A 12519-nucleotide genomic window follows, 5' to 3' on the forward strand; every position below is an offset into this window, starting at 1 on the left:
GCTCCTTGACGCGTTCATCACTGAGTCTATTCAGCAATTCCTTGAGTTTGATATCCTCAGGGCCAATTCCCTCCATAGGAGATATCGCCCCGTGAAGCACATGGTAAAAACCATTAAACTCCTTGGTACGCTCCATAGCCACCAAATCCTTGGAATCCTGAACAACACAAATGACGGAAGCATCCCTCGTCTTATCCTGACAGATCCGACAAGGGTCCGTATCCGTAATGTTGCCGCAGACTGAACAGAAGTGCAGATTGCGTTTTACATTGACCAGCGCTTTCGCAAAGTCAATCACATCATCTTCCTTCATTTTCAGTACGTGAAAGGCCAACCGGGCAGCCGTCTTCGGCCCTACTCCCGGCAGGCGCGTAAAAGCATCAATTAGCTTTGCAATCGGCTCCGGATAGTACAATAGCGCGTTTCTCCTTTATGCAGCAGACTAGAACAAGCCCGGAATTTTCATGCCGCCTGTAAATTTACCCATATCATCATTAGCCAGTTCATCTGCTTTGGACAAAGCATCATTGACTGCAGTCAGCACAAGATCTTGCAGCATTTCTACATCATCAGGATCTACGGCTTCCGGTTTGATCGTGATGGACAACACTTTTTTATGTCCATTTACCTCCACCGTCACAACACCGCCGCCAGAAGTACCTTCGATTACTTTTCCGCCAAGTTCCTCTTGGGCTTTCAGCATTTGTTCCTGCATTTTCTTCACTTGCTTCATCATTTGGTTCATATTGTTCATTTCAATCATCTCCTTTAATGAAGTATACATCTAGACACTTGATTTAATCTTTAATGACTACCAGATCTTCCCCGAAAAGTTGAATAGCTTCATCAATCCAGGGCTCCTTGGACTTTCCCGGCGTATCATGCTCCGGCTCCAGTTGCAATTCTTCGGCAGGCTGGTCGGAAACTCCTTCAATCGCAGCATTCCAATCCTTTTGCATCATCGTTACTAAACGATAAGGATGACCCAACTGCTCATGCAATACTTTCTCGATGACCTGCTTATTGGCAGGCTTTTCGGTAGTTTCACGATGAATATTGTTCTTAAATGCGACCAGTACACTGTCCTCTAACACAGAAACTGGCTCACCGTCCATAAACCAGGCATGAACCGTAACTTTCGCCTCTTTTACCCCTTGTAAAATCTGACTCCACTTACGCCCCGCTGCTGCAAATGCTTCGCTCGACTTCTCAGCGATATAGCGATCCAACTGAGAGGGGAGTTTGGCCGGCGCTGAAATCCGCGGAGCAGGGGCACGACCCCCCGAAGCCTGACGGCCGCCCGACGATGCTTCCTGTCCAGCTCCAGCGCCCAATCCACCTTGCAGCGCGCGCTCCAGTTTCTTTTCCAACTCAGCAAGCTGGCGCTTCAACATTACCACATCTTCCTGCTCAGCTGCAGCACCAGAGCGCTGTGCGGCCGGCTGAACAACAGCTCCTGCTTCCCCCGGAATACTGCATAGTTTCAACAGAGCTACCTCAAACAAAGTTTGCGGCTGAACAGCATACTTCATCTCGCTCTGATAACGATTAAGGGTGTCAATCATCGCAAAGAGCTGCTCCTTGGTAAAAGCATCTGCCACTTCCTTAAATCGCTCTGGATCTAGCACTCGCTCCGTCATTTTGGTTGCCTGAGGCACCATCTTGATCATTAGCAGGTCTCGGAAATAGTACAGAAGATTCTCCATGCACTTATCCGCACTTTTACCTTCCTGCATAAAGTTCTCGATCATTTGGAGCACCGTGCCCACATCTTCTTTCAGCAATGCCAAGGCAAGCTTACCGAATTGCTCGGACGCAATACCTCCCGTCATATCCAGCACCTGCTGATAAGTAACCCGACCATCTGTAAACGAGGATATCTGGTCCAAAACGCTAACTGCATCTCGCATCCCGCCATCTGAAAGACGCGCAATGTACTGCAGTGCATCTGAATCAGCCTGTATGTTCTCCTGTTGACATATCAGGTCAAGCCGCTCCGTCTGTTCTTCCAGCGATACCCGCCGGAAGTCAAACCGCTGACAACGCGAAATAATTGTCGCCGGAATCCGATGTGGTTCAGTCGTAGCCAATATGAACATCACGTGTGGCGGCGGCTCTTCTAGTGTCTTGAGCAGCGCATTGAACGCTTCCGTCGTCAGCATGTGCACTTCATCAATGATATAAACCTTGTGCCGCACTTCTGTGGGCGCATATTTGACTTTATCGCGCAAATCACGAATCTCTTCAACGCCCCGGTTGGAGGCTGCATCAATCTCCTGTACATCCATGACCGCTCCGGCCGTGATCCGTTTACAGGCTTCGCATTCGTTGCAAGGTTCCGGCGCAGGTCCATGCTCACAGTTGATAGCCTTGGCCAAAATTTTGGCCGCACTCGTCTTACCTGTTCCTCGTGGACCGCTGAACAGGTAGGCATGGGACGTGCGATTTTCGCGGATGGCATTCTGCAATGTCTGGATAATATGCTGTTGTCCTACCATGTCCTTGAAAGCCTGCGGCCGCCAAGCACGGTACAACGCTATATGTTCCAATGCGCGTTACCCTCTTTCCCATTCACTTTCATGACCATTCATGGTCACTTCATTATACTATACTCCCGTCCGAATCTAAACCAGACACCTTCCAATTTATAAAACGCAAAAAAACATCTTCGCAATGATTGCCAAGATGTTCTAATTACTAATATATACCGTGCACCTGTTATTGATCGTTGTGATCCGAGCGGCAATCCTGAACAACAACTCGGGCTAGGCAACCCTCCGGCACAAGAGTGGGCTTGCTTATGGCTGCTTCCTTCCGGACCTGACCAGGTTCACAAGTACTCATTGCGGAGGACCCAGCCGTCAACATTGTGCGCAGGGACCAGCCTCACATCAACAACACCTCTAACAGGAATTCAACCTCGCTATAGCGGATTGCGAGTTACAGGGCACCGCTACCTCCCCATCTAGCACGGTGAAAATAAGTATATCTTAAGGCCGCATAAAAAGCAAATACACATTATTACAAAAAGAGCCCTCTGCAAGTTGCAGAGGGCTCTAATAACTTTATAACCTGCGGTAATCCATTAGATACCGTATTTCTTTTTGAAACGATCCACACGTCCACCAGCATCAATAAATTTCTGCTTGCCTGTGAAGAATGGGTGGCAGGCGGAACAAATCTCTACACGCAGAGATCCTTTCACAGAACCCGTTTCAAACGAATTTCCGCAAGCACAAGTGACAGTAGTTACGTTAAATTTTGGTTGAATAGCTTGTTGCATTGAACTTTCACCTCTTTCCGCCCTGAACGTCCTATCAGTCCAGAGTTGTATGAACACATGTTCACATTATAGCACTTGAATATGAGCGTTTCAACAACTCTTTTCCGCATTCAATGATGGCGTAAAATAGGTGAGTTTCAAGTTGCTATTGATCATTTTAGGCCCTGGCAAATTTGGGACGTGCCAGCCCTTGTGGCGGTACATGAGTGTAAGAACCGATGACTACATCAGGCAGTTCCTCACGATAAATCTCAAGCATTTGCTTCATGCCAAGAATCTCACCTTGAGCAGGCGGAATCAACTCCAGATAGCTTTCAGGATCGATATTCAAGTTACGCATTTGAATCAGCTTGAGCTTAGTACGTTTGGCAAATTCAATCATTGCCTCAATTTCTTCCTCTCGGTCTGTTACACCCGGAAAAATCAAATAGTTAATCGACGTATATACTCCCTGCTCAGAAGCATAACGAAGTGATTTTTCCACATTAGCCAACGTGTAGCCGCGCGGCTTGTAATACGCATTGTAGTGATCGTCCAGTGCACTAATGGTACTAACGCGCATCAGATCAAGACCCGCATCCACGATTCCCCGGATATGATCGCTCAATCCCGCATTCGTATTGATATTGATGTATCCCATATCGGTAATGGAGCGCACCTCTTTGATCGAATCAATAATCAGTTTGGCTTGTGTGGAAGGCTCACCTTCGCAACCCTGGCCAAAACTGATAATGGACTCCGGTGTCTTCAAATGTTCCAGCATAACTTCTACAATTTCTTCGACACGGGGACGGAAGTTCATTCTTGTCTGCGGAGATACAAAGCCACTGTCATCCGGCTGTTCAGATATACAGCCAAAGCAACCCGCATTACACGAATAGGATACCGGAACTCCCCCTTCCCAGCGATTCAGGAATGTGTTCGAGGAAGTAAGACATTCGTAGCCCAGCGCACAGTTAGACAAATGTTGGTACAGCCTATTTTCGGGATATTGCTCCGTCATCCGCTGAACACCCAGTTTAACTTGATGACGGTCACAGTTTTCCGGATTCCACTTGGATGGACTGTCACTCTGCTCTGCCGTTACATAAAATGCCCCGTCTTTCCAGACTACGGCCGAATAACCGAACAAGGGAAGTTTGTACTCCTTATCGGTCTTCACATATCCCGGCAGGCACAAGCGCGTAAAACCTTGCGGCAATAAAGCCCCTACTGCTTGCATATCTCCGGGAAGAGAAACCATTTCCCCTGTTTCAGGGTTCATACCGACCGGGCGAGTGCTGGGCAGGCTTACCAATGTAGCTCCTTCCGGTAACGGAATAAGCTCATCCTCCATGATTTCAACAATCATGTCTGCACTACGGGCAAGCCCATACAAAGAAGCATGATCATATACATTGCCTTTTTCGTCGGCATACACCAAATACATTATGGAGCTCCTTTCGCTCCGTTAAGCCTACGCCATTAACAAAAACAAAATGAATGGTAACGACTGTGTACTTACGGAACAGATAAAATACATGAATGGGTTTTAGTTGGTTGTGGCCGGGACTGACGCTGTGGTAGAACGCGCAGTTCTCCGTTGTTGCCCACCAGAACTGCTTTGCGAGCTACTGGAAGAAGGTGCCGTCAAATCAAACGAAGCCAAAAACTCAGCATTAGTTTTGCTATTACGCAGCTTTTTGAGGAAGCCTTCCACAAAATCATGGCTTTCCGTCATGTTTTTACGAATGGCCCAGATGGTATCCAATTCTTCCTTGTTCAACAACACTTCCTCACGGCGTGTGCCGGAACGACGAATATCAATCGCAGGAAAGATACGACGTTCTGCCAGCTTGCGGTCCAAATGCAACTCCATGTTGCCTGTACCTTTAAACTCTTCATAAATGATATCGTCCATGCGTGATCCCGTATCAATCAGCGCTGTAGCAAGAATCGTCAAGCTACCGCCTTCCTCCACATTCCGAGCCGCACCAAAAAAGCGCTTTGGACGGTGAAATGCCGCCGGATCAATACCCCCGCTCAAAGTACGACCAGAAGGAGGGATAACGAGATTGTACGCACGAGCCAAACGTGTGATGCTATCCAACAGGATGACAACATCCTTTTTATGTTCTACGAGACGCAGCGCACGCTCCAACACGAGTTCTGCCACTTTAATGTGATTTTCAGGAAGTTCGTCAAATGTAGAGGCCACAACTTCACCTTTAACAGAACGCTGCATGTCAGTCACTTCTTCGGGGCGTTCATCAATCAACAAGACAAAAAGCTCGATCTCGGGATTGTTAGTAGAAATGCTATTGGCAATTTCTTTGAGGAGAAGCGTCTTCCCAGCTTTGGGAGGTGCTACAATGAGTCCGCGCTGTCCAAGTCCGACAGGGGCCAGTACATCCATAATTCTCGTAGACAAATGGTTGGGGGAAGTTTCAAGGACTAATTTGGTTTGCGGATACAGTGGAGTCAGTGCAGGAAAATGTAGCCGCTCAGCAGCTTGCTCAGGACTTCTTCCATTGACGGCGTTAACTTGAAGCAATCCAAAATATCGTTCATTCTCTTTTGGCGTTCGGCATTTACCGGAAACAAGATCGCCTGTTCTCAAGTCAAACTTGCGGATTTGTGAAGCAGAGATGTAAATATCTTCGGTACTCGGGAGATAATTGATCGGCCTCAGAAAGCCGTAACCTTCGGGAAGGATTTCCAGAACCCCCTGCATAAACATCAATCCGCTTTTCTCAGCTTGTGCGCGCAGGATCGCGAATATTAATTCTTTCTTTTTGAGCGTTCCGTAGTACGGGATCTGGTATTGCTTGGCCAGCTTGTACAGGTCGGTCAGCTTCATTTCTTCCAGATCGGAAATTTGCAGATCCATATAATAACCACCTATTCAATTATTAAGTCCATTCATACATCTAAATGATAGACAATGATATCATAAACACCATTAACATAATTTTAACCAAAACAAATAAAGTTATGCAGCCATCTGCCTGAATTATACCGAATTATTCCGGTTTTCCGATAAAAGATTGTTAGGTATGAACCACAATCTTGTATCAAGCAGCGGCTGCATAGGTGTTGCCCGTTCTATTGCTTTCGTTCCGGGAGTTCGAAAAAATTGCATGGTTTAATTATTCAGTCTGCCGCCATACATCCGCACCTAAAAGACGCAGGTTGGAAACAAGGTGATCATAACCACGGTCAATGTACTCGACACCCGTCACCTCAGTTACACCTTCGCTTACTGTAAGTCCAGCAATGACAAGGGCCGCTCCGGCGCGCAGATCTGCCGCTTTTACTTTAGCTGCATTCAGTTGACCACCCTCTATAATGGCAGACCGACCCTCTACGCGAATTTTAGCCCCCATACGCACCAGCTCAGGGACGTGCTTAAAACGATTGCTGTACACAAAATCGCTCAATACACTGACACCCTGCGCTTGCGTAAGCAAGCTGGTCATGGGAGATTGTAAATCTGTAGCGAATCCGGGGTATATCAAGGCTTTAACGTCGACATGTTCATAGGAAGGTGTACCCAGTACGCGAATACTTTCATCATATTCCTCGATGCCGATGCCCATTTCCTGCATTTTTGCAGTGAGAGCCTCCATATGTTTGGGGATTACATTGTCAATCAGTACATTTCCACGGGTTGCCGCAGCAGCAATCATATATGTGCCCGCTTGTATACGGTCAGGTATGATGGAATGACGGCAGCCATGCAGCTCCGACACACCTTCAATTCGAATCGTTTCCGTACCGGCACCTTTAATAATAGCCCCCATCGAGTTTAAAAGAGTTGCTACATCTATAATCTCAGGCTCTTTAGCCGCATTTTCGATAATTGTGGCGCCTTTGGCACGTGCAGCCGCCAGCATAATATTAATGGTAGCGCCTACGCTGCTAACATCCAAATAAATCTTAGTTCCGCGCAGTTCTTTGGCGTGCAAATGAATAGCGCCGTGCTCGTTCGTTACCGTGGCACCCAGCGCTTCGAAACCTTTGATATGCTGATCAATGGGCCGGGGTTCGAAATTGCACCCTCCTGGCAAACCGATGATCGCTTCCTTGAATCTGCCCAGCATGGCTCCCATCATATAATAAGAGGCTCGTAATTTCTTAACAGGCCCATTCGGCATAGGAATGGATTTAATGGAGGATGGATCTATTTTCATCTGGCTACCTTCCCAGGTAACCGTTGCACCAAGTTCCTCCAGTATTTCGGAATACACCGCCACATCACTCAACAGTGGCAAATTGTCCAAAATGACTTCCGACTCTGCCAGAATGGCTGCGGGAATCAAGGCGATGGCACTGTTTTTGGCACCGCTGATGGAAACTGTACCTTGAAGCGGCCGTCCACCGGTGATCATCAATTTTTCCATAAGCTTGAGGGTCCCCCTACGTGTTTTGCAGTCGGTCAAACAATAATCTCAAATCATAAACTTTTAACTTTTTTAGTGGTGAAAATGGAAAGACACCGGCTAAGCGGTGTGCTTTCCATACCAAACTATTCAACTGTACAGATTTAAATATTTTGTGCAGCAGAACTACAGCTACAACTAAGAAATACATCTAGCCCGTGCAGACGCACGACCAGTTTGATTCATTATTACGCTTTGTTGTTGGAACCGAACTCACGAATTTTACCGATAACGGTTTGTTTAATCGCTTCACGACCTGGAGCGATGAATGTACGTGGGTCATAAGCATCCGGTTTCTCAGCAAGCACTTCACGAACTACTTTCGCAAATACGATTTGGTTCTCAGTGTTTACATTGATTTTGGAAGTTCCCAGAGAGATTGCTTTTTTAATGTCATGTGTTGGGATACCAGTACCACCGTGCAGAACGAGTGGAAGTTTGATTGCATTGCAGATCTCTTCCATTTCTTTAAATCCGAGGTTTGGCTCGCCTTTGTAAGGTCCGTGTACGGAACCCAGTGCAGGTGCCAGTGTATCGATACCTGTTTCATTAACGATACGCAGACAGTCGTCCAGCTTAGCATACATTACGTCGCCGACAACATCATCCTCTTGACCGCCAACCATTCCAACTTCAGCTTCAACAGAAACGCCTTTGGAATGAGCATATTCAACCACTTTTTTCGTTGTAGCAATGTTTGTGTCGATCGGGCTGTGGGAATCGTCAATCATAACGGATGTGAAACCAGCGTCGATAGCTTCTTTACATTTTTCAAAGCTGGAACCGTGGTCCAAATGGATCGCAACTGGAACGGTGATTTTCATGTCATGAATAAGACCTTCTACCATTTTAACAACAGTGTAGAATCCGCCCATGTGACGTGCTGCGCCTTCAGAAACGCCCAAGATTACTGGGGATTTTTCTTCTTCAGCAGCGCCCAAAATAGCTTGAGTCCACTCCAGGTTATTAATGTTGTATTGACCTACTGCATATTTTCCTTCGAGTGCTTTGTTCAACATGTCTTTCATAGATACCAATGGCATGGTTACAGTCCTCCTAAAGGTGTTTGGGTTTGTCTATATTTTAGCCGACATCACATACGGGCTTATTATACCACAACCCATGTTAAATACTAAACAAGCTTTTGCATATCAACACATACAAAAATCACGCCCAGGACGCCGTTTTTCCATAGAATTGTATAAGGAGAGGATTTACTTTCAGTATTTCCCATAATCACAAACAAAAAACCCTGTTGTGTTAACAGAGTTCTCAACCATAGTGACTCACCTAATCACCTCTGAGTTGCTTGTTCACAGCGATCCGCATTTCGTCAATATCAAAGGGCTTGGTAAAATGCATTAGCGCACCTAGCTCCGTCGCCTCTTTAATCATGTCCAGTTCTCCATATGCTGTCATCATAATAACCTTGATATCAGGATTCATGGTTTTTAGATGCTTCAGAATTTCGAGTCCGTCCATACCTGGAATTTTCATATCGAGCAGAACCAGATCAGGTGGTTCCTTCTCAACAATTTCAAGTGCAATTTTCCCGTTCGCCGCCTGAAAGGTCTCATAACCCTCACTTCCGAACACTTCCATCAGTAAAATCCGTATTCCATTCTGGTCATCGACGATTAATACTTTCTTCTTTTCCAATGTTTTAACCTCCTAAGATCTTAAAACGAGGATCATGCAGCTATTGCCATAACAGCGTCCGATGACGTACAATATCCGTCCCATACCTAAAACTATATTCGCTCCTGCAAAAAGAAAATCCTGCTCTTATACATAATTGTGGAATATTCTTTCATAATCAGGAAGCATGGGATAAAAAAAGACCTCCCTGAGGAGGTCTTACAAGCCATAGCATTAACCTTGAAGCTGCAATGCTGCCTTTACAAATTCACGGAACAAAGGCTGTGGACGATTCGGACGGGAAGTAAATTCTGGATGGAATTGTACCGCCAGGAACCACGGATGCTCAGGGAGCTCCACAATTTCCACCAAGCGTCCATCCGGTGAAGTACCGGAAATACGAAGACCCGCTTTTTCAATAACTTCACGATATTCGTTATTGAATTCGTACCGATGACGGTGTCTTTCGTACACCAGCTCGTCGTTGTAGCAAGCCGAAGCCAGGGAACCTTCCACCAGTTTGCATGGATACAAGCCAAGACGCATCGTACCGCCCAAATCTTCGATGTCTTTTTGGTCAGGAAGCAAATCGATGACAGGATAATCAGTAGCCGGGTTAATTTCCGAGCTGTTGGCTCCTTCGAGACCAGCCAGAGAACGGGCAACCTCAATGACAGATACCTGCATACCCAGACAAATGCCGAAGAACGGAATTTTTTGCTCCCGTGCATAACGAATGGTACTAATTTTGCCTTCAATTCCGCGATCGCCGAAGCCACCCGGTACGAGAATGCCGCCAATGCCGCCCAGCATGTCAGCTACGTTCTCGTCCGTCACTTCTTCAGCGTTCACCCAACGGATTTTCACGTCTGCATTCGCATCAAATCCAGCGTGAGAAAGCGATTCAACCACACTTAAGTACGCATCATGTAACGCAACATATTTACCAACAATGGCAATCTCAACCTTTTTATCCAGCTTGCTGATTCGATCAACTAACCCTTCCCATTCGGCCATATCTGGTGCAGGTGTTGTCAGCTTGAGGTGGTTAACTACGATTTCGTCCAAGCCTTCTTCACGCAGGTTCAACGGAACCTCGTAGAGGGTTGAAGCATCGCGGCATTCTACCACTGCATTCGCATCAATATCGCAGAACAATGCAATTTTAGCCTTCATATCGGAGGACAGTTCATGCTCTGTACGGCAAACAATGACATTCGGTTGGATACCGATACTGCGCAGTTCTTTTACACTGTGCTGAGTTGGTTTGGTTTTAACCTCACCAGCAGCTTTAATATAAGGAATGAGTGTTACGTGAATGTACATCACATTCTCGCGCCCAACTTCGCTTTTGAGCTGACGAATAGCTTCCAAAAATGGCAAGCTTTCAATATCGCCCACAGTACCGCCGATTTCTGTAATAATTACGTCCGAACCTGCTTCACGGCCTGCACGGTACACGCGTTCCTTGATTTCGTTCGTAATATGAGGGATAACCTGCACCGTACCGCCCAAATATTCTCCGCGACGCTCTTTGCTGATTACGCTGGAATATACCTTGCCTGTTGTGACATTGCTGTTCTTGGACAGATTAATATCAATAAAGCGCTCATAGTGTCCCAAGTCAAGGTCCGTTTCCGCACCATCATCCGTTACAAACACTTCACCGTGCTGGTAAGGACTCATCGTACCCGGATCGACATTCAGGTAAGGATCAAATTTTTGAATCGTTACCTTCAGTCCCCTGTTCTTCAAAAGCCTCCCCAGTGAAGCTGCCGTAATCCCTTTGCCCAAGGAAGACACAACCCCGCCTGTCACAAAAATATACTTTGTCACTGTTCAAAACCCTCCTAGATAAGATGCAAAATTCAGGCGACATTATGATGTTATCGTAACCCGTTTGCACGGATTATCATCCATGAAGAAGGCAGCGGAATCATTTTCCATGTCCGCCGCCCTTAGCCCTCTTTCATGAGTGAAAACACCCCTATAAAAAACAAAAAAGCACTCCCGTAGTACGGGGCACTTTTATACAAAAAGCAAACATATAAGTGAATCAATCATAAGCCCAAGCAATAGTTTACCCCGTGTCCAATCCGCTGTCAAGGAAGTTATCCGTGTTAATTTGTCCATTGAACCAGATTGGAGAGAATCCACCTGAAAGCTTTAAATCAGAAGATGTTTTCAAGAAAACGGTCATGAAAAAGGGGAGAACGCATCTCCCCTTGCAGCCTGTTCCTAACGAAGCGAATCGTCGTCTTCCGTCGACTCATCGTCGTTTTCATCTTCTGAATCTTCCTCATCACTGAGGTCTTCATCGTCTATAACCACGTCTTCATCACTATCATCATCATCTTCTTCTCCGTCGAACAGCTCATCTTCGCCATCCTCGTCTTCGCTATCTGCATCGAAGTCGTCATCAGAGTTGTATGTTTCTTCTTCCTCATGATAGTCATCTTCATCGTCATCGTCTTCGTCGTTAATAATACGAGGACGCTTGGCGCCTGTCAGGGCATCTTCGGATTTATCTACCGGATACCAACGTTTCAAGCCCCACAGATTCGTACCGACACAGGCAAAACGCCCGTCAATGTTGATTTCAGTATATAGCTGAGCAATAACGTCATTAATTTCTTCGTCGGAAAAGCCACGCAATTTGGCGACTTCCTTCATCAGGTCACGGTAATAATACGGAGTATTGGCTGCTTTCAATACCATAAATGCCAAATCCACCATTGGAGTCTCGTGGACTTTCTCCGGGTCAATCTTCAAGTTGAGTGGGGTACTCACCTAGGGACACTTCCTCTCACACGTAATTCACAAGAACATGTTTCAGAGCATACACGATACATGCAATACTAACATATCCATTATCAAAACTAAGTAAAACCTATTTGGAAGCAAATTGCAAGTTAAAGATGGGTATCATCATAATTTCCAGGAATATCCCTCTAAACAAGACGGCATACATAAAAAGACGGGGTTCCCCCCGTCTTCGACTGTACCCGCTCCGGGAGAACCCCCCAAAGTTGTTGCACAAGAGCTTTATGCCCTCCATGTATCGTATGTGTCCACGGCCACTTTGACACGACAAGCAGGCCTATTTCCATAAAAAAGGGGCAGGTTTCCCATGCCGCAGTTGACGCTTGCTCATACAATACCTCAGCATGGCTCATC

General features: G+C 46.3%; 11 protein-coding genes and 1 other RNA gene (1 of these 12 only partly in view). All 12 read right to left on the reverse strand.

From position 1 onward, the window contains the following. Positions 1 to 415: the 5' portion of a recombination mediator RecR gene (recR, locus tag MHB46_RS13505; RefSeq protein WP_103050204.1), read on the reverse strand. Its footprint begins 185 nt before the window's first position; only the first 415 of its 600 coding nucleotides appear in the window; the start codon lies at positions 413 to 415; the stop codon falls past the left edge of the window. Positions 416 to 442: 27 nt separating this feature from the next. After that, a complete protein-coding gene (locus tag MHB46_RS13510; protein ID WP_013308226.1) occupies positions 443 to 754 on the reverse strand; it encodes a YbaB/EbfC family nucleoid-associated protein in 312 nt (103 codons plus the stop codon). Positions 755 to 797: 43 nt separating this feature from the next. After that, entirely contained in the window at positions 798 to 2549 is a 1752-nt protein-coding gene (gene dnaX, locus MHB46_RS13515) for a DNA polymerase III subunit gamma/tau (RefSeq protein ID WP_134904825.1), read from the reverse strand. A gap of 158 nt (positions 2550 to 2707) precedes the next feature. Next, positions 2708 to 2974: signal recognition particle sRNA large type (ffs, locus tag MHB46_RS13520), an RNA gene on the reverse strand. A 111-nt stretch (positions 2975 to 3085) separates the two neighbouring features. Beyond that, entirely contained in the window at positions 3086 to 3283 is a 198-nt protein-coding gene (gene rpmE, locus MHB46_RS13525) for a 50S ribosomal protein L31 (protein WP_165179801.1), read from the reverse strand. A gap of 157 nt (positions 3284 to 3440) precedes the next feature. Continuing rightward, a complete protein-coding gene (locus tag MHB46_RS13530) occupies positions 3441 to 4712 on the reverse strand; it encodes a radical SAM protein (protein WP_165179800.1) in 1272 nt (423 codons plus the stop codon). A gap of 102 nt (positions 4713 to 4814) precedes the next feature. Beyond that, positions 4815 to 6152: a transcription termination factor Rho gene (gene rho / locus MHB46_RS13535; protein WP_069290792.1), complete on the reverse strand. Its 1338-nt coding sequence runs from the start codon at positions 6150 to 6152 to the stop codon at positions 4815 to 4817. A 259-nt stretch (positions 6153 to 6411) separates the two neighbouring features. Further along, complete coding sequence (locus tag MHB46_RS13540) at positions 6412 to 7665, reverse strand: UDP-N-acetylglucosamine 1-carboxyvinyltransferase (protein WP_250267150.1); 1254 nt, start codon at positions 7663 to 7665, stop codon at positions 6412 to 6414. A 227-nt stretch (positions 7666 to 7892) separates the two neighbouring features. Further along, a complete protein-coding gene (gene fba / locus MHB46_RS13545) occupies positions 7893 to 8747 on the reverse strand; it encodes a class II fructose-1,6-bisphosphate aldolase (protein WP_013308219.1) in 855 nt (284 codons plus the stop codon). Between the two features lie 247 nt (positions 8748 to 8994). Next, positions 8995 to 9363, reverse strand: a complete 369-nt coding sequence (locus MHB46_RS13550) for a response regulator (protein ID WP_013308218.1) — start codon at positions 9361 to 9363, stop codon at positions 8995 to 8997. A 213-nt stretch (positions 9364 to 9576) separates the two neighbouring features. Continuing rightward, positions 9577 to 11178 (reverse strand): CTP synthase, encoded by a 1602-nt coding sequence (locus MHB46_RS13555; protein WP_341162586.1) that lies wholly within the window; start codon positions 11176 to 11178, stop codon positions 9577 to 9579. 402 nt (positions 11179 to 11580) lie between these two features. Further along, positions 11581 to 12132, reverse strand: a complete 552-nt coding sequence (gene rpoE, locus MHB46_RS13560; RefSeq protein WP_013308216.1) for a DNA-directed RNA polymerase subunit delta — start codon at positions 12130 to 12132, stop codon at positions 11581 to 11583. Positions 12133 to 12519 lie beyond the last annotated feature (387 nt).

Origin of the sequence: Paenibacillus sp. FSL H7-0703 (genome assembly GCF_038003485.1) — a bacterium.
Classification (GTDB): domain Bacteria; phylum Bacillota; class Bacilli; order Paenibacillales; family Paenibacillaceae; genus Paenibacillus; species Paenibacillus polymyxa_B.

Excerpts from the sequence above, each read along its gene's own strand:
- MHB46_RS13530 (WP_165179800.1), bottom strand. The coding sequence starts at position 4,712 with ATGTATTTGGTGTATGCCGACGAAAAAGGCAATGTATATGATCATGCT.
- MHB46_RS13510 (WP_013308226.1), bottom strand. The coding sequence starts at position 754 with ATGAACAATATGAACCAAATGATGAAGCAAGTGAAGAAAATGCAGGAA.
- rpmE (WP_165179801.1), bottom strand. The coding sequence starts at position 3,283 with ATGCAACAAGCTATTCAACCAAAATTTAACGTAACTACTGTCACTTGT.
- fba (WP_013308219.1), bottom strand. The coding sequence starts at position 8,747 with ATGCCATTGGTATCTATGAAAGACATGTTGAACAAAGCACTCGAAGGA.
- rho (WP_069290792.1), bottom strand. The coding sequence starts at position 6,152 with ATGGATCTGCAAATTTCCGATCTGGAAGAAATGAAGCTGACCGACCTG.
- MHB46_RS13540 (WP_250267150.1), bottom strand. The coding sequence starts at position 7,665 with ATGGAAAAATTGATGATCACCGGTGGACGGCCGCTTCAAGGTACAGTT.